Here is a 15618-nt window from a genome sequence, read left to right as displayed (position 1 = left end):
GGCCCGAGGCGGCGGCGGTGTCAGCGCCGCCGCAGGGAGGCGTCCAGCAGCGCGGGCGGGGTGTCGTGCTTCTCGTGCGCGGCCAGGTCGACACCCGGCGCCACGATCTCGTCGATCGCGTCGAGCACGTCGGCGGGCAGGACGGTCTCGGCGGCGGCGAGCTGCGAGCGCAGGTGGTCCAGCGTGCGCGGGCCGATGATCGCGCTGGTCACGGCCGGGTGCGCGGTGACGAACCCGAGCGCGAGCTGGATCAGCGTCAGGCCCGCCGCGTCCGCGACCTTCGCCAGCCGCTCCACGGCCTCCAGCCGGACCTGGTTGACCGGCAGCGACATGTCGAACCGGTCGGGCATGAACGTCGAGCGGTGGGTGGCGACGTCGCGGCCCGCTCGGACCGCGCCCGACAGCCACCCCGAGGCCAGCGGGCTCCACGCCAGCACGCCCATCCCGTACTCCTCGGTGACCGGCAGCACGTCCGCCTCGATGCCGCGCTGCAGGATCGAGTAGCTGGGCTGCTCGGTGACGTAGCGGCCCAGGTTGCGGTCGTGCGCGGTCCACTGGCCCTGGACGATCCGGTAGGCCGGGAAGGTCGAGGAGCCGAAGTAGCGGATCTTCCCGGCCCGCTGCAGGTCGGTCAGCGCGGCGAGGGTCTCCTCGTCGCTGGTGGACGGGTCCCAGCGGTGCATCTGGTACAGGTCCACGTGGTCGACGCCGAGGCGGCGCAGGCTGTCGTCCAGCGCGGTGACCAGCCAGCGCCGGGACGCGCCGCGGTGGTTGGGGTCGTCGCCCATCGGCATGACCGCCTTGGTCGCCAGGACGATGTCGTCGCGGCGGCCCGCGATGGCCTTGCCGACCATCTCCTCCGACTCGCCGTACATGTCGGCGGTGTCGATGGTGTTGATCCCGGCGTCGAGCGCGGCGTCCACGATGGCGGTCGCCTCGTCCTGGGTGGTGTTGCCGATGCGGCCGAAGTTCATCGCGCCGAGCACCAGCGTGCTCACCTGGACTCCGGTGCGTCCCAGGGTGCGGTACTGCATGGTCGATCTCCTCTTGATCAGGCATGTTCAGGCGCCGCCCCCGCCCGCTCATGGCATGATGAGCAAGCGGAACGACGTTCCGATTAATATACGGAACCATGTTCCGTTTAGCAACGGAGGACTGTGATGACCGACGGCGCGACCGGGAGGCCCGCACCGCGCAAGCACGCCGAGGCGCCGCAAAAGCAGGCCGAGGCGCCGCGCAAGCGGGCGGACGCGCGGCGCAACGAGCGGACGCTGCTCGACGCCGCCGCCGCGGTGTTCGTGACCTCGGGCGTCGAGGCCCCGGTCCGCGACGTCGCCGCCAGGGCGGGCGTCGGCGTGGCGACGATCTACCGGCACTTCCCGACCCGGGCGGACCTGATCATCGCCGTCTACCGGCACCAGGTGGAGGCGTGCGCCGAGGCGGGCCCGGCCCTACTGGCGAGCAGCCCGTCCCCGCACGACGCGCTCGCCCGCTGGGTCAACCTCTTCGTCGACTTCCTGGTCACCAAGCACGGCCTGGCCGCGGTGCTGCGGTCGGACGACCCGGGCTTCGAGGCCCTGCACGCCTACTTCCTCGACACCCTCGTCCCGGTGTGCGGGCAGCTGCTGCGGGCGGCCGCCGACGCGGGCGAGATCGGCTCCGGCGTGGACGCCTACGAGCTGATGCGCGCTGTCGGCAACCTGTGCATCGGCGCCGACGAGGACCCGCGCTACGACGCGCGCCGCATGGTCGCCCTCCTCGTCGCGGGCCTCCGGTACTAGCGGAACCTTGTTCCGTTAGTCCTGGTCGACATCCTCCGGTGCGATGCCCAGCTCGCCGAGGAACGCCGTCGTCGCGGGAGACGGCGGGAACCTGCTCCAGACCAGGTGCTCCATCCGCGCGGGCGCGTCCCTGATCTCCAGGACGGCCAGCCCGGTCAGCTGCGGGACGAACGAGGCGGGCATCAGCCCGATCCCCAGCCCCTGCCTGATCAGCCGCGCCATGAAGTCGGCGGTGGAGATCTCGAACGCCACGTCGCGGCGGACGCCCGCCGCCGCGAACGCCTCGTCCGTCTGGGCCCGCGCGGCGGTTCCGGACGGGAAGTCGACGAACGGCTCGTCCGCCAGGTCGCGCAGCTCCACGCGCTCGCGCCCGGCGAGCGGATGGCCGAGCGCGGTAACGCCGACCAGCTCGCCGCGCGCCAGCTCGCGGCCGTGCACCCCCTTCGGACGCGCGTTGACCGGAATGCCGAGGAACGCCACGTCCAGGGTGCCGAGCCGCACCCGCTCGACCAGCTTCTCGCTCGCGCCCGAGCGCAGGCTGATCCGCACGTGCGGGTGCCGCGCGTGGAAGCGTTCCAGCAGGCCGGGCAGGTCGACGGCGGTGACGGTCGGGATCGCGCCGATCGCGACCTGCCCGCGGATCTCGCCGGACGCGGCCGCCACCTCGGCGCGGGCGCGCTCGGCGGCGTCCAAGGACTGCCGCGCGGCCGGCAGGAACGCCTCACCCGCCGGGGTCAGCCGGACCCGGCGGCTGGTCCGGTCGAACAGCCGCGCGCCCAGCTCGCGTTCCAGCCGCGCGATCTGGTGGCTGAGCGCGGACTGCACGACCAGGCACTGCTCGGCGGCGCGGGTGAAGTTGCCCGTCTCCGCCACGGCGACGACGTAGCGCATCTGCTGGAGTTCCACGCGCGCAATCGTGGATCACGATCGTTGTCGATGACAAGCATGTGTTGGACTCATCGATCGCCGCTGCCCGAGGCTGGACGCGTGATGACACCACCTGAGAAGCACATCGTCCGGCGCCGCGCGGTCTCGTCCCTTGTCGTCCTCGGCCTGGCCGTCGCCGCGGCCTCCCCCGCCCAAGCCGCCGTTGGTGACCTGAGCGAGGGCCGGGCCGCGTTCCCGGCCAGGATCCGCCTGCCGGACGGGTTCCAGCCCGAGGGCATCACGCCCGTCCCCGGGACCCGCCCGGCCGCGTTCGTCAGCTCCATGCGCGACGGCTCGATCTACCGCGCCGACCTGCGCACCGGACGCGGCAGGATCTTCAGCGAGGGCCCAGGCACGCCGTCCCTCGGCCTGAAGACCGACACCCACGGGCACCTGTTCGTGGCGGGCGGGACGGGCGGCGACGCGCGGATCGTCGACACCCGCACCGGACGGGTCCTGGCCCGCTACCGGCTGGCCACCGGCCCGACCTTCGTCAACGACATCATCCTCACCCAGGGCGCCGCGTGGATCACCGACTCCACCAGCCCCGTCCTCTACAAGCTGCCGCTGCGCGGCGCCGGACTGCCCACCACCGTCAAGCGCATCCCCCTCACCGGCGACATCAAGTACGCCGACGGGTTCAACGCCAACGGCATCACCCCGACACCGGACGGGCGGGCGCTGCTGGTCGTCCAGTCCAACACCGGCGCGCTGTTCCGCGTGGACCACGCGGGGGTGACGCGCCGCGTGAACCTGCACGGCGACTCGCTGGTGTGGGGTGACGGGCTACTGCTGCGCGGGCGCACCCTGTACGCGCTGCAGAACAAGTACAACACCCTGGCCGTCCTGCGTCTGAACGCGTCCGGGACCGAGGGGCGCGTGGTGAAGCGGGTGCGCTACCCGAAGCTGTTCCACGTGCCCGCGACCATCGCCGAGTTCGGGTCGCGGTTCTACATGCCCAACGCCCGCTTCAACACCACCCCGACGCCGACGACGCGGTACGACGTCGTCGCCATCCCCCGCCCCTGAGCGCTCCTGAACGCCGAGTTCAGTCCGCCGCCTCGATGGTCGTGAGGCGGCGGACGGGTGAGAAGAACGCGATCGTCCAGCGCAGCGCCAGGCCGGTGACCCCGATCCACAGCGCCGCGCGGACGGTCGCGTACTCCCCGACGAGCCCGCCGACGGCGCCGCCGACCGCGAGCGCGCCGGTGAGCAGGAAGCGGAAGGTGGCGTTCATCCGGCCGAGCATGGCGTCCGGTGTCGCGCGCTGGCGGTAGCTGACCAGCAGCACGTTGTCGACGCCGACCTTGAACAGGCAGACCATCCAGCCCAGGCCCGCCAGCCACAGCATCGGCCCGCGCGCCACCAGGGCGGCCAGCGGCCCGAACGGCGCGATCACCATGCCCGCGAGCCACAGCGTGCGGCCGAGGCCGAGCCGCCGGGCCAGCACCGGCGCGGCGGTCGCGCCTAGGAACGCCCCCGCGCCGCCCGCGGCCAGGAACAGCCCGAGGACTCCGGCGGGGAGCTTGAGCTCGCTGGTGAACAGCACCAGGAACGCGACCTGGCAGATCTGGATGCTGAGGTTGGTCAGCGCGCCCTCCAGGACCACCGGGCGCAGCACCGGATGGCCGAGGACGAACCGCAGCCCCTCCGCCGTCCCGCGCCGTCCGGCCGGGTGCTCGGGCTCGACCGCCCGCACGTTGCGCAGGAAGCACGCCGACCACAGGTAGCCCGCGGCATCCGCCAGGACGGCGCACGGCGCGCCGAGGCCCTGGACGACGAAACCGCCGATGCCGCGTCCGGAGACGTCCGCGACGGTGGTGAGCCCGGCGAGCGCCGAGTTGGCCGCCACCAGCCGGTCGCGCCCGACCAGCGCCGGGACGAGGCTGAGGTGCGCGACGTCGAAGAACACCGTCGCGACGCCGGTGAGCAGCGTGACCGCATAGAGCTGCGGCAGCGTCAGCACGCCCAGCGCCCAGGCCGCCGGGACGGACCCGACCAGCCCGGCGCGGACCAGGTCGGCGGCGACCAGCACGCGGCGCTTGCGCATCCGGTCCACCCAGGCCCCGGCCGGGAGCCCGACCAGCAGGAACGCGACGGTGCTCAGCGCCGCGAGCAGTCCCACCTGGCCGGGCCCGGCGTGCAGGGCGGCCTGCGCGAGCACCGGGACGGCGAGCGTGCCGAGCTGCGTACTGATCTTGGACGCGGCGTCCGCGGTGAACAGGAGCCGGAAGTCGCGGTCGGCCAGCACGGGCCGCCGGACGCTCCGCGTGAGGGTCGTCATGCCCGGAACCCTCGCCGAGGCACCACGCCCCCCTCGACGGATTTAGCCTGGACCGAATCCGATGGGACTCGCGTGCGAATCCGAAGGGGCCCGCGTGCTCGAACTGACCTTCTCGGCCGACGACCTGGCCTACACGCGCTTCGCGATCTCACCGCTGTGGGAGGCGGTCGCGGCGGCGCGGGTGCTCAAGCATCCGGCCGAGCACCCGCTGCACCGCCGCTGGGCCGAGGCCGTCCGCCCCCGCCTGGACGGCGTCCGGCTCGCCCCATTGCTGGAGCTGATCGGGCCCCGGGTGATCGCCGCGTTCGCCTGCCCGCCGCCCGCCTCGCCCGCGCCCGACCTGGACCTCGAACTCGCCGCGCTCCGCCTCCAGCCGCACGAGCGCGTCGTCCGGGACCGCGCCACGCTCGGCCTTCCGCCCTCGTCCGACCCGCAAGCCGACCTCGACCAGCTGGCCGACACCGTCGCCGCGTTCTGGGACGCCGCGCTCGCGCCGTATTGGCCGCGCGTCCGCACTCTGCTGGACGGCGACATCCTCTACCGCGCCCGGCTGCTGGCGTCGGGCGGAGCGCAGCGCCTGTTCGCCGACCTCAGCCCCGGCGTGTCCTGGATCGGCGACGGGTTGCGCGTGCCGCGGAACAGTCCCGGCGCCGTCCCGCTGGACGGGCGGGGTCTGCTGCTCGTCCCGTCCGCGTTCACCTGGCCCAAGCTGTTCTCGCTCACCGCGCCCGGTTGGCAGCCGCTGCTCCGCTACCCGGCGCGCGGCGTCGGCACCCTCTGGGAACGGACCGACCGCAACACCCCCGAGGCCCTCGCCCGGATCCTCGGCCGCTCCCGCGCGCGGCTCCTGACCCTGCTGGACGAGCCCGCCTCCACCGGTGACCTGGCCGTCCGCACCGGGATGTCGCCGGGCGGCACGTCCCAGCACCTCACCGCCCTGCGCGACGCCGGGCTCGTCTCCGCCCACCGCGCGGGCCGCTACGTCCTGTACGCCCGGACGCGGATCGCCGAAGCCCTCCTCGACCCGTCCTCATGAGGCCGACTTGCGTTTGCGCTGGTAGTGGGTGCGGCCTTTGGCGGCGTTCCCGCAGGTGGCCATGTCGCACCAGCGGCGGCGCCCGCCCCGGGAGCCGTCGATGAACACCCAGCCGCAGCGGACGCCGGGGCAGACGCGCGTGCGTTCCGCTGGCAGCGACCGGAGCAGGTCGAACGCGTCCAGGACGAGCCGGTGGCTGAGGTAGTCGAGCCCCGAGGCCGCGACGTCGACCTGCAGTTCCGCGCCGTTCTCCGCGATGGCGAGGTGCGCGCTGGCGGCGGCGCGCTTCCACTGCCACTCGACACGGCGAACCGCCTCCCCAGGAACCGGATCGTCCTGCTGGACGAGGGCCGTGACGACGTCGTGCAGGTCTTCGCGCAGCTCGCGGATGCGATCCAGGGCCCGCTCGGCCCCGGCGGGATCGGCCTCGGCGAGCCGCTCCAAGGCGGCGAGTGCGTCGGGATCGAAATGGCCGGTGAGGGCGGCCCACTCCAGCAGCCGCGGGTAGCCGTCGAGCCAGTCGACCGGCTCGGCATTGCGCGCCGTCACCGTGTTCAGCAGGTCGATGACCACGTGCCCGCCGACGAGATCGCGGGGCCTGAAGTCATGGGCCTGGACGGCTCCCGTCACGCCTGACCGCCTTCCTGCTCACCCGAGCCCTGTTTGCACGAACCTATCCAACCGATGTACTGATGTTATCCGGTTGGACTACTTCTCGCTGAAAGGAGACGGCCTTGGCTGCCGCCGTCGAGCTCATCGCGGCCCCCTGGAACCTCGGCCAGGCGCCCCCGGCGCCGGGACGCGAGCCCGAGGCGTGGCGCGGACCGCAGGCACTGCTGTCGGCGGGACTGGAGGAACGGCTGTGCCCGGCCCGGACGGTGGAACTCGACCGTCCGCCGTACGACTTCGACCCGCAGCCGGCCACCCGCATCCGCAACGGGGTGCCCCTCCGGGAGCACACCCTCCGGCTCGGCGAGGCGGTCCGCTCGGCGCTCGCGGCCGCGCGGTTCCCGGTCGTGCTGGGCGGAGATCGCAGCATCCTGCTCGGATCCCTGCTCGGCGCGCGGCGCGCCGGCCGCTGCGGCCTGGTTCACCTCACCGCGCACGAGGACGTCCGGGTGTCCGGATCGTCCCTTGCCGCGGCGGACGCCATGGCCCTCTCCCTCGCCACCGGTCACGGCGAACTGCTGCTGAGCCACTGGCCCGAAGTGGGAACCCTGGTCAGCTCGGACGAAGTGCTCCAGAACAGCGACGCCGCCCGCCTGGAACGGCTCGGACCGGATCGCGTCTGGCTCCACCTCGACCTCGACGTCCTCGCGGCGAACGACCCGGCCCAGCTCACCGGCCTGATCGGCACCGGACGGGTAGTGGGGCTCGACATCGCCGTCCCCCACCCGGACGGCGTGGACGCCGCGCGCGCCGTCGATCTCCTCACCTCCGCCCTGTCCCCGCTCGCGTCCCAGGAGGCGCACGCATGAAGACGCTGCTCGCCGACGGCCCCAGCGCCCAGTACCCGGCCGAGATGGAGCAGTTCGGACGCCTCGCCGGGCAGTGGGCCACCAAGATCACCTACCACCCGGCCGACGGCTCGCCGTCCCGCACGATCAGCGGCGAATGGGAGTTCGGCTACGCCCTGGAGGGCCGGGCCGTCCTGGACGTCTGGCGGTGGCCCGGCCGCGAGGACCTGCCCGCCACGGGCCGCACCCCCGACCAGGAATGCGGCCTGTGCGTGCGGATCTGGGACCCGCGCCTCCAGCTGTGGCGGTTCACCTTCCACGGCACCGCCCGCGGCGACCTGCTGCACATGTACGCCCGCCGGATCGGCGACGAGATCGTCATGGAACGCGCGGCCGGCGGCGACCTCGTCCGCTGGACGTTCGGCGCCATCACCGCCGACACCTTCCACTGGCGCAACGAGCGGTCGTCCGACGGCGGACGAACCTGGCGCCTAGACCAGGAGGTCCACGCCCGCCGCCGCGCCGCCGACTGAACGGGAGCCCTTTGCCCTGAGCGGCCTGAGTCGGCGGAGGCGAAACCATAAGTAGCCCTTGGTCAGGAAAGGTTTGTTTAACGGGGCAGTCGTCTTGCGGTTCTTTGCCGGGGCAGGAGACCGGTGAAGGAAGAGAGGCGGCTCGCGCCTTCCGGAAGGGCTTCCCTGCGTCATCGGGGCGGGGCGCGCGACGCTCTGACCGCAGGAGGTGAACGGGGTGCTCGCGTACCTCGAAGGGTTCGGCGCCGGGATCGTGGTCGGCATCGGCTACGCGCTGATCAGGGTGAAGTCGCCCGCGCCGCCCACGATCGGCCTGGTCGGCCTGGCCGGGATGCTGATCGGTTTCAGCCTCCTCAAAGCGGTCGCATGAAAAGCGTCCTGCGCAACTACGCGATCTCCCTCGCCGCCGGCGTCCTCGCCGGTTTCCTGTACTGGATCATGCATGTCCCCACGCCCGCGCCTCCTTGGCGTGCGCTGGTGGGGCTGCTCGGCATCCTCGCGGGCGAGTCCGGTACACGCCTGCTCATCACCCGGCTGCGGCGGCGCGGCGCTTCGTCCGACTCCGCCGGCGCACACCGCAATTAAGGAAATCTGATGCTTCCCGTGACCTATTACCCGGTCGACACCCAGGAACTGTTCCGGAGCAATGCCGAGCGGATCACGAACAAGCCGTACGCCAAATACTTCAACGGCGACCTGTGGCTCCATGACGACGTGATGCCGGCCATCAAGGAGCCGATGCCTGCAGACGCGGCCATCGGCAGTTCCGCCGACGACCTCGACACCCTCCTCGACCCCGGCTACCACAAGGTCGAGACGGGCTTCTGCGTCACCGACGACGGCCACCCGTACGTCACCAGCCTCACCCGCTTCCCCGGCTGCACGCCGGAGATGTTCACCTGGTGGTTCTGGTGGCACTCGGTCGAGCCCGAGCGCTACTCGCTGTGGTACCCCTACAACCACCAGCAGGCCGTCCCCCGCGACAAGGACGTCCTCACCCGCCCGGGGGTCGCCGACGTCGACCGCTACATCCACAACAAGCACGACGTCGTCGAGTACATCGGGCCCATGCGCTCGGAGATCACCATCACCTTCGCCGAGCCCGGCGAGCTGGGCTTCGACGCGAGCCGCCTGGACGAGGCCGGCATCCGCGCCCACGCCTGCGGCAGGCTCAGCATGAACAACGGCATCATGATCCACCTCGTCCGGGACACCGCGGACGGCTTCGAGCTGCGCAGCCGGTACATCTTCGACCAGGGCAAGACCTACAGCACGGACGACGAGCGCAGCGAGGCGATCAAGTTCGCCTACGAGATGGTCCTGCACGACCAGACCGAGTTCACCCACCTGTCGACGTTCCTCGCCGACATCTACGGAGAGTTCGGGCAGGGGAGCTGACAGCGGTCGCCGCCGGACGGGCGGCGTCCGGTGCGGCGTGCTGCCCGTCCGCTCTGGGTGAGCGGACGGGCGAGGCCGGGGTCAGGTGGTGTAGCCGCCGTCCACGGCCAGCGCGGTGCCGGTGATGTAGCGGCCGCCGGGGCCGGCCAGGTAGGAGACGGCGGCGGCGATGTCCTCGGCCTGGCCGTAGTGCCCGAGGGCCGTCAGGGAGCGCTGGAAGTCGGCGGAGTCGCCGGTCGCCGGGTTCATGTCGGTGTCGATCGGCCCCGGGTCGACAAGGGTGGCCGTGATACCGCGCGGGCCCAGCTCGCGGGCCAGGCCCTTGGTCAGGCCGATGAGGGCGGACTTCGCCGTCGCCTGGAGGACGAAGTTCTCGCCCGGGACGCGTCCGTTGAAGCACGAGCCGATGCTGATGATCCGTCCGCCGTCCTCCATGTGCCGCGCCGCGGCCTGCGCGGACAGGAACACCGAGCGGACGTCCACGGCCAGGACGCGGTCGAGTTCCTCGGTCGTCACGTCCGCGAGCGGGCCGTAGGTGAGGAAGCCGGCGTTGTTGACCAGGATGTCGAGGCGGCCCAGCTCGCGGACGGTCTGCTCCACCATCCGCTGCGCCGCGTCCGGACGGGTCAGGTCGGCCTGGACGGCCACCGCGCGTCCGCCCTCGGCCTCGATCTTCTCCGCGACCTCGCGGGCCTGGTCCGCGGCCTGGACGTAGGTCAGCGCGACCGCCGCCCCCTCGCTCGCCAGCCGCAGCGCCACCGCAGCGCCGATGCCGCGGCTGCCGCCGGTCACCAAGGCGACCTTGCCTGAAAGCGTGCTCATGTGACGTCTCCTTCGTAGCGGTGTTCTCGCCGTCGTCGGGATGGTAGAAGTTGACATCAGCGTCAGATTCAAGTCGTTCGCGGGCGAGGTGCGGGAATGCGGATCGGTGAGCTGGCCCGGCGCAGCGGGGTGAGCGAGCGCTCGCTGCGCTACTACGAGGCCCAAGGGCTGCTGCCCGCCGAACGCACGCCAGGCGGCCACCGCGAGTACGGCGAGTGGGCGGTGGACCGGGTCGTCCGGATCCAGACGCTGTACGCGGCGGGGCTGAACAGCGCGAAGATCGCCCAGCTGCTGCCGTGCATCAAGGACGCCGACGGGCGCCCGAGCGCGGTCGCCACGCCGAAGCTGGTCAGCGAGCTCACCGCCGAGCGCGCGCGGATCGACCGGCTGATCGGCGACCTGCTCCGGTCCCGGGACGTCCTGGACGAGGTGATCGACACCGCGTCCTCACCCGTCCAGCGGTAGTCCGCCGGGACGACGCCGCGGTGAGCGCGACCGCGGCGACCAGCGCCGCCAGCGGCAGGAGGAACGCCTGCCGCACGGCTGTCCCGATCCCTGCGTGCAGGCTTCCCTGAAGTAACGCGCCGACCGCGGCGCCGCCCAGGACGCCGCCGATCCGCTGGCCGGTGCTGAACACCCCGGACGCCGCGCCGGTCATCGCCGGTTCGATGTCGCGGATCGCCAGTGTGAACGGGCCGCCGTAGACGACGCCCATCCCGGCTCCGAACACCGCGAGGCCGGGGAGCGGAGCGCGCAGGGAGGCGACCGTCCAGGCCATGCCGGCCGCCATCAGCGCCATCCCGGCCAAGGTCACCGGCTTCGCGCCGAACCTGTCGTTCCAGCGTCCGGCGAGCATCGCCAGCGGGACGGACACGGCGGGCGCGAGCGCCAGCGTCAGCCCGGCGCGCGCGGCCGACATGCCCATGCCGGACTGCAACCACATCGAGCACAGCAGCATCACGCCGGCCACCGCGCACGGCAGCGCTCCGGTCGCCAGCGTCAGGAGCGTGAAGTCGCGGTTCCGCAGGACGGCGAAATGCAGCAGCGGACCGTCCTGCTGGCGTCGGCGCTCGACCGCGGTGAAGGCGGCGAGCAGCGCCGCCCCTGGGACGGCCAGCGCCGCCAGCCGCGGATGCGGGGCCGACTCCAGCAGCGCGCACGTGACGAGCGTCAGCCCGCCCGCGAGCAGGCCCGCGCCGAGCAGGTCGAGGCGTTCGCGGACGCGTGTCCGCAGGTCGGGGGCGAGCCGGGCGAAGAGCGCGAAGACGGCCGCGGCGATCGGGACGTTCACCCAGAAGATCGAGCGCCAGCCGAGGACGGCGACCAGCAGCCCGCCGAGCGTCGGCCCGGCCGTCACGCCGAGTCCCGCGACCGCGCCCGACAGGCCGAGCGCGCGGCCGCGCCGCTCGGGCGGGAACAGGCGGGTGGTGAAGGCCAGCGACTGCGGTGTCAGCAGCGCCGCCCCGAGCCCCTGGACGACGCGCGCCGCCAGCAGGACGTCGATGTTGCGGGCCAGGGCGCAGCCGGCCGATCCGGCCGCGAACAGCCCGAGGCCCGCCAGGAACATCCGCTTGGGGCCGTGCAGGTCTCCGAGCCGTCCGGCGATGACCATCGTCGCGGCCAGGACGAGCTGGTAGACGGCGGCGATCCAGAGCACCCGGTCGAGTCCGGTGTGCAGGGCGCGGCTCATCGCGGGGATCGCCAGGTTGACCGCGTTCGCCTCCATCAGCGTCATGAAGACGACCGCCGACAGCATGCCCTGGACGGTCCATGCGCGTGTGTTCTGATTCATGCCGAAGAGCCTGGCCCGGCTCCGACCTGGGTTTATGATCCACTTTCATGGCGGCGGACTGGTCCACTTTGCGCGAGCTGCTGCTGCCGGTCCCGGGCGCGCGGCGCCGGGGCTTGGAGGCGGCGCTGCGGGACGCCGTGCGGACGGGCCGGTTGCGTCCGGGCACGCGCCTGCCGTCCAGCCGCGACCTGGCGGCGCAGCTGGGACTGGCCCGCGGAACCGTGACCGCCGCCTACGACCAGCTCGTGGCGGAAGGCCGTCTCACGACGCGGCACGGCTCGGGCACCTGGGTCGCAGAACACCCGCCGTCCGAGCACGGCCCGCGCGCGTCGGGCACCGTGAACGGCTCGGGCGCGTCGGGCACCGGCAACGGCTTGGGAGCGGCGGCTTCGCGAGGATGGCGTTTCGACCTCGGGCCCGGCCTGCCCAGCCTCGCCGCGTTCCCGCGGGCCGAGTGGAACGCCGCGTCCCGCGCCGGGTTGGCCGCGCTCTCCGACGCCGAGCTCGGCTACCCCGACCCGGCGGGCCATCCCCCGCTCCGCGCCGAACTCGCCGCCTACCTGGGTCGCGTGCGCGGCGTGACGGCGCGTCCGGACGAGGTGGTCGTCACCAACGGCACGTTCGAAGCGCTGGCCCTGCTCGCCGCGCTGCTCGTCGCGGACGGCCATACCGCGGTCGCCCTGGAGGATCCGGGTAATCCGGAGCAGTTCGAGCTGCTGCGGTTGCACGGCCTGCGTCCGGTCGCCGTCCCCACGGACGAGCACGGCTTGCGGGTGGACGCGCTGGCCCGCACTGGCTGCCGGGCCGTGCTGGTCACCGCCGCGCACCAGTACCCGACCGGCGTCGCCCTGTCGCCGGAGCGCCGCGCCGAGCTGCTCGACTGGGCGCGCGCCAGCGACGGCCTGGTCATCGAGGACGACTACGACGCCGAATACCGCTACGACCGTCCCGCGCAGGACGCGCTCCAGGCGGCCGCCTCCGATCACGTCGCCTACCTCGGCACGCTCAGCAAGACCCTCGCGCCGGCGCTGCGGCTCGGCTGGATGGCCGTCCCGTCCGCGCTGCGCGGCGCGGTGGCCGAACGCAAGCGCCTGAGCGACCGCGGCTCACCCACACTCCCCCAGGCCGCCTTCGCCGACCTGCTGCGCAGCGGCGCCTACGACCGCCACCTGCGCCGGACGCGCCGCCTCTACAAAGGCCGTCGCGCGACCTTGATCGAGTCGCTCGCGCACCACCTTCCCGAGTGGCGTCCGCAAGGGATCGCGGCCGGGCTGCACGTCGTCCTTCGCCTCCCGGACGGATGCGACGACGCCGAGGTCACCGCACGCCTCGCGCGGGCGGGCATCCGCGTGGCGGCGCTGTCGTCCTACGTCCACGAACACCCCGCCGATCCCGGGCTGGTCCTGGGCTGGGCGCGACTCAGCCCGGACCGGATCCGCAACGCCATCGCGGCCATCGCCGACGCCTGACGTCAACCGACGAACCATGCCTCGATCGCGCCGTCGCCCATACCGGAGGTGATGAGCGCGCGGCCGTCCGGGGTGAAGGACCCCGCGACCAGCCCCGCCGTGGACGTCCACCTGATCCCGCCGTCGGCGGCGTCGAACAGGACGGCCAGGTCGTCGTCGGCGACGAACACCAGCGGCCCCCGATCCGTCCAGGACGCCTTGGCCGAGTACGTCGCGACCGGGGTCGAGGCGTCCATCGCGAGCGCGGGATCGGCGACCGGAACCAGCGAGCCGCCCGTCACCCGTCCCTGCTCCACGTCCATCACGCACGCGGTCGGGCGATCGTCTCCAGCAGCCACCAGACCGGACGCGTCGGGCGCGAACGCCAGCGCGTTGACGCTGCTCAGACCCGTTTCCCACATGGACAGCAGCTCACCGGAACCGACATCACGCACGGCGACCTTCCCCTCCGGAAAGGCGTAGGCGAGCAGCCGTCCAACGGCGTCCAGCGCGACCGCGCCCGTCCCACCCTCGGCGCGCAGAACCGTCCGGGCGCTGCTCGCCTCGGCGACGAGTACGGACCCGGTCTCGGTGCCGCCGCACGCGACCAGCCGCCCGTCAGCGCTCTGGGCGACGCGTCCGAAACTGATGTCGTCGGAGACCGCGCCGGCAGCGTCGAGATCGAGCGCGTACCGCAGCGCACCATCGACGCCGTAGACGACCGGGCCGACACCTTCTCCCAGGTCGGCGAACCCGACCGCCACCTGCGAGCCGTCCGGGCTGAACATCGCATCGACGGCCGTGGCGTCCGTCGCCAGGGTCGCAACCAGCAGCTCACGCTCGGGATCGGACGCCTCAAGGCCCGGCCTGAGCAGCAGCACCTGCCCGAGGTCGTTGTTGCCGGTCGCCCCGGACCCGGCCAGCACCACATCAAGCCCGTTCGGACAGGCCGCGGCGCTGACGTTGAAATACTCGCCGAGCCGGCACAGCGTGCGATGTTCGAGACCCATGGACGATCATGCTTCCACGCGCGCCCGACCAGAACACCCCGTTGACGCCCGGCGCCGCGAACCGGGCGCCGGACGTCAAGCGACCGGGACGCTAGGTCCGTCCCACCCCCATGGCGGTGCCGTCGCCGTCGGTGGAGTTGTGGCCGATGGCCGTGCCGTCGGGGGCGGGCGCCGCGTGGGTCTGCGGCGCGGCGCGGACGGCCCCGTACTCGATCGCCGTGGCGAAGGCCAGCAGCCCGGCCAGGGCGACCGCGGGGGCGATGAACCGTGCTCTGCTCCTCATGGGATTCCTCCTCATCGCGATCCTCCTCTGAGAGAAGTGACCGTCAACAAGGAGATAGGCGCGAGGGTTACACCCCACCAGGTCAAAGCTCGCCCTGACCGGAGCCGGACGCGCCGCCCTAGAACTTGAAGGCCTCCAGCTCCGCGTGCCGGACCGTGTAGCCGCCCTTCGTCACCGGCGCGAACGGCGCGGGCGCCATGCACGTGCCGACCGGGTTCTCGCCCATCCCGCCGGGCTTGCCGTTCCAGAAGTTCATCGCATCCCAGGACAGCCCGACGCGGTCGCCGCGCTTCCCGCCGTCGTACACGCTGAACCCGACCCGCTTGCCGATCAGCTGCTTCGCGCCCGGCAGCGCCGGATCCACCTTGCGCATCAGCGCCGTCACGCTCGCGGTGTGCGGACCGGTCACCAGGCAGTCGACCTCCCCGACGGCCCAGTAGGTGTGCTTGCCGGCGGCCGAGTAGTGCCGCACGGTCACCGTCCCGCGCGCGTCGGTCGGCAACCCGCGCTCCATGTGCGGGTAGGGCAGCGGCTTGGTCCACGGCGCGCCCTGGACGTTGAACTCGAACGAGCGGACGTCGGCGTCCTTGACGTAAGGCAGGACGAAGTCGGCGCGTCCGGTGATGCTCGCCGTAGCAGGCTTGGCCTTCTCGTCAGCCTGGGCGGCCGCCACCCCGGCCACCGAAACGGCCGCAACGGCGGCCACGCCCACAGCAGCGGTCTTGCGAAGGGACTGCATTGGTTTCTCCCTGCTCATCGTTTCCAGTCCCAAGATCTTCTTCCGCACCCCCACCCCCGAAGATCACCCGCAAGACCCGACCCCCTCCCTCCCGGGAGGGAACCCCCG

The 15618-nt window shown here is 72.6% G+C and carries 19 protein-coding genes; 10 read left to right on the top strand and 9 right to left on the bottom strand.

Annotated features, from left to right (window positions below; translation table 11 throughout):
• Positions 1-20 precede the first annotated feature (20 nt).
• Positions 21-1034: an aldo/keto reductase gene (locus FHU30_RS42455; RefSeq protein ID WP_253883402.1), complete on the bottom strand. Its 1014-nt coding sequence runs from the start codon at positions 1032-1034 to the stop codon at positions 21-23.
• Positions 1035-1160: 126 nt separating this feature from the next.
• Here FHU30_RS42455 and FHU30_RS42450 point away from each other — a divergent pair, with 126 nt between their 5' ends.
• Positions 1161-1781, top strand: coding sequence for a TetR/AcrR family transcriptional regulator (locus FHU30_RS42450; protein WP_253883401.1), 621 nt, complete (start codon positions 1161-1163; stop codon positions 1779-1781).
• A 15-nt stretch (positions 1782-1796) separates the two neighbouring features.
• Here FHU30_RS42450 and FHU30_RS42445 read toward each other — a convergent pair whose 3' ends face one another.
• Positions 1797-2687: a LysR family transcriptional regulator gene (locus FHU30_RS42445; protein ID WP_253883400.1), complete on the bottom strand. Its 891-nt coding sequence runs from the start codon at positions 2685-2687 to the stop codon at positions 1797-1799.
• Between the two features lie 84 nt (positions 2688-2771).
• Here FHU30_RS42445 and FHU30_RS42440 point away from each other — a divergent pair, with 84 nt between their 5' ends.
• The gene (locus FHU30_RS42440; protein ID WP_253883454.1) at positions 2772-3737 is read left to right on the top strand and encodes an SMP-30/gluconolactonase/LRE family protein; all 966 of its coding nucleotides are present in this window, start codon (positions 2772-2774) and stop codon (positions 3735-3737) included.
• Positions 3738-3756: 19 nt separating this feature from the next.
• On the opposite strand, the gene FHU30_RS42435 is transcribed toward FHU30_RS42440, so the two are convergent.
• Complete coding sequence (locus FHU30_RS42435) at positions 3757-4992, bottom strand: MFS transporter (protein WP_253883399.1); 1236 nt, start codon at positions 4990-4992, stop codon at positions 3757-3759.
• 94 nt (positions 4993-5086) lie between these two features.
• Here FHU30_RS42435 and FHU30_RS42430 point away from each other — a divergent pair, with 94 nt between their 5' ends.
• Positions 5087-6028, top strand: coding sequence for an ArsR/SmtB family transcription factor (locus FHU30_RS42430; RefSeq protein ID WP_253883398.1), 942 nt, complete (start codon positions 5087-5089; stop codon positions 6026-6028).
• On the opposite strand, the gene FHU30_RS47510 is transcribed toward FHU30_RS42430, so the two are convergent.
• Positions 6023-6658 carry a CGNR zinc finger domain-containing protein gene (locus FHU30_RS47510; protein WP_253883397.1) on the bottom strand — a complete coding sequence of 212 codons (636 nt, stop codon included), beginning with the start codon at positions 6656-6658 and terminating at the stop codon, positions 6023-6025. The two genes, FHU30_RS42430 and FHU30_RS47510, sit on opposite strands and share 6 nt — an antisense overlap.
• Before the next feature lie 104 nt (positions 6659-6762).
• Here FHU30_RS47510 and FHU30_RS42420 point away from each other — a divergent pair, with 104 nt between their 5' ends.
• The 5 genes from FHU30_RS42420 (at position 6763) to FHU30_RS42400 (ending at position 9416) form a co-directional block, all read left to right on the top strand.
• Entirely contained in the window at positions 6763-7506 is a 744-nt protein-coding gene (locus tag FHU30_RS42420; protein ID WP_253883396.1) for an arginase family protein, read from the top strand.
• The gene (locus FHU30_RS42415) at positions 7503-8018 is read left to right on the top strand and encodes a hypothetical protein (RefSeq protein WP_253883395.1); all 516 of its coding nucleotides are present in this window, start codon (positions 7503-7505) and stop codon (positions 8016-8018) included. Before FHU30_RS42420 ends, FHU30_RS42415 begins: the two co-directional genes overlap by 4 nt.
• Before the next feature lie 208 nt (positions 8019-8226).
• Entirely contained in the window at positions 8227-8388 is a 162-nt protein-coding gene (locus FHU30_RS42410) for a DUF1427 family protein (protein WP_253883394.1), read from the top strand.
• The gene (locus FHU30_RS42405) at positions 8385-8603 is read left to right on the top strand and encodes a DUF1427 family protein (RefSeq protein WP_253883393.1); all 219 of its coding nucleotides are present in this window, start codon (positions 8385-8387) and stop codon (positions 8601-8603) included. The genes FHU30_RS42410 and FHU30_RS42405 overlap by 4 nt, the downstream gene beginning before the upstream one ends.
• 9 nt (positions 8604-8612) lie before the next feature.
• Positions 8613-9416, top strand: a complete 804-nt coding sequence (locus FHU30_RS42400; protein ID WP_253883392.1) for a DAPG hydrolase family protein — start codon at positions 8613-8615, stop codon at positions 9414-9416.
• Positions 9417-9497: 81 nt separating this feature from the next.
• Here the strand turns inward: FHU30_RS42400 and FHU30_RS42395 are convergent, their stop codons facing one another.
• Positions 9498-10238 (bottom strand): SDR family NAD(P)-dependent oxidoreductase, encoded by a 741-nt coding sequence (locus FHU30_RS42395; RefSeq protein WP_253883391.1) that lies wholly within the window; start codon positions 10236-10238, stop codon positions 9498-9500.
• Positions 10239-10334: 96 nt separating this feature from the next.
• Here FHU30_RS42395 and FHU30_RS42390 point away from each other — a divergent pair, with 96 nt between their 5' ends.
• On the top strand, positions 10335-10703 hold the full coding sequence (locus FHU30_RS42390; RefSeq protein ID WP_253883390.1) for a MerR family transcriptional regulator: 369 nt from the start codon (positions 10335-10337) through the stop codon (positions 10701-10703).
• Here FHU30_RS42390 and FHU30_RS42385 read toward each other — a convergent pair.
• Positions 10597-12030 carry an MFS transporter gene (locus FHU30_RS42385; RefSeq protein ID WP_253883389.1) on the bottom strand — a complete coding sequence of 478 codons (1434 nt, stop codon included), beginning with the start codon at positions 12028-12030 and terminating at the stop codon, positions 10597-10599. The genes FHU30_RS42390 and FHU30_RS42385 overlap by 107 nt on opposite strands.
• Positions 12031-12077: 47 nt before the next feature.
• Here FHU30_RS42385 and pdxR point away from each other — a divergent pair, with 47 nt between their 5' ends.
• Positions 12078-13499 (top strand): MocR-like pyridoxine biosynthesis transcription factor PdxR, encoded by a 1422-nt coding sequence (gene pdxR / locus FHU30_RS42380; protein WP_253883388.1) that lies wholly within the window; start codon positions 12078-12080, stop codon positions 13497-13499.
• 2 nt (positions 13500-13501) lie between these two features.
• Here pdxR and FHU30_RS42375 read toward each other — a convergent pair whose 3' ends face one another.
• The 3 genes from FHU30_RS42375 to FHU30_RS42365 all read right to left on the bottom strand — a co-directional run bounded on the left by FHU30_RS42375 (position 13502) and on the right by FHU30_RS42365 (position 15510).
• Positions 13502-14488 carry a WD40 repeat domain-containing protein gene (locus FHU30_RS42375; protein ID WP_253883387.1) on the bottom strand — a complete coding sequence of 329 codons (987 nt, stop codon included), beginning with the start codon at positions 14486-14488 and terminating at the stop codon, positions 13502-13504.
• 91 nt (positions 14489-14579) lie between these two features.
• Complete coding sequence (locus FHU30_RS42370) at positions 14580-14771, bottom strand: hypothetical protein (protein WP_253883386.1); 192 nt, start codon at positions 14769-14771, stop codon at positions 14580-14582.
• A gap of 118 nt (positions 14772-14889) precedes the next feature.
• The gene (locus FHU30_RS42365; protein WP_253883385.1) at positions 14890-15510 is read right to left on the bottom strand and encodes a hypothetical protein; all 621 of its coding nucleotides are present in this window, start codon (positions 15508-15510) and stop codon (positions 14890-14892) included.
• Positions 15511-15618 lie beyond the last annotated feature (108 nt).

This window comes from Actinomadura rupiterrae (assembly GCF_024172125.1).
Taxonomy (GTDB): Bacteria; Actinomycetota; Actinomycetes; order Streptosporangiales; family Streptosporangiaceae; genus Spirillospora; species Spirillospora rupiterrae.
The sequence above is the reverse complement of the archived record's forward strand: the minus strand, read 5'-3'. Positions and strand labels throughout refer to the sequence as shown.

What these genes read in the sequence shown, in the direction of transcription:
- FHU30_RS42455 (WP_253883402.1), bottom strand. Translation starts at nt 1,034, where the DNA reads ATGCAGTACCGCACCCTGGGACGCACCGGAGTCCAGGTGAGCACGCTG.
- FHU30_RS42450 (WP_253883401.1), top strand. Translation starts at nt 1,161, where the DNA reads ATGACCGACGGCGCGACCGGGAGGCCCGCACCGCGCAAGCACGCCGAG.
- FHU30_RS42440 (WP_253883454.1), top strand. Translation starts at nt 2,772, where the DNA reads ATGACACCACCTGAGAAGCACATCGTCCGGCGCCGCGCGGTCTCGTCC.
- FHU30_RS42435 (WP_253883399.1), bottom strand. Translation starts at nt 4,992, where the DNA reads ATGACGACCCTCACGCGGAGCGTCCGGCGGCCCGTGCTGGCCGACCGC.
- FHU30_RS42415 (WP_253883395.1), top strand. Translation starts at nt 7,503, where the DNA reads ATGAAGACGCTGCTCGCCGACGGCCCCAGCGCCCAGTACCCGGCCGAG.
- FHU30_RS42405 (WP_253883393.1), top strand. Translation starts at nt 8,385, where the DNA reads ATGAAAAGCGTCCTGCGCAACTACGCGATCTCCCTCGCCGCCGGCGTC.
- FHU30_RS42400 (WP_253883392.1), top strand. Translation starts at nt 8,613, where the DNA reads ATGCTTCCCGTGACCTATTACCCGGTCGACACCCAGGAACTGTTCCGG.
- FHU30_RS42395 (WP_253883391.1), bottom strand. Translation starts at nt 10,238, where the DNA reads ATGAGCACGCTTTCAGGCAAGGTCGCCTTGGTGACCGGCGGCAGCCGC.
- FHU30_RS42390 (WP_253883390.1), top strand. Translation starts at nt 10,335, where the DNA reads ATGCGGATCGGTGAGCTGGCCCGGCGCAGCGGGGTGAGCGAGCGCTCG.
- FHU30_RS42385 (WP_253883389.1), bottom strand. Translation starts at nt 12,030, where the DNA reads ATGAATCAGAACACACGCGCATGGACCGTCCAGGGCATGCTGTCGGCG.
- pdxR (WP_253883388.1), top strand. Translation starts at nt 12,078, where the DNA reads ATGGCGGCGGACTGGTCCACTTTGCGCGAGCTGCTGCTGCCGGTCCCG.
- FHU30_RS42375 (WP_253883387.1), bottom strand. Translation starts at nt 14,488, where the DNA reads ATGGGTCTCGAACATCGCACGCTGTGCCGGCTCGGCGAGTATTTCAAC.
- FHU30_RS42370 (WP_253883386.1), bottom strand. Translation starts at nt 14,771, where the DNA reads ATGAGGAGCAGAGCACGGTTCATCGCCCCCGCGGTCGCCCTGGCCGGG.
- FHU30_RS42365 (WP_253883385.1), bottom strand. Translation starts at nt 15,510, where the DNA reads ATGCAGTCCCTTCGCAAGACCGCTGCTGTGGGCGTGGCCGCCGTTGCG.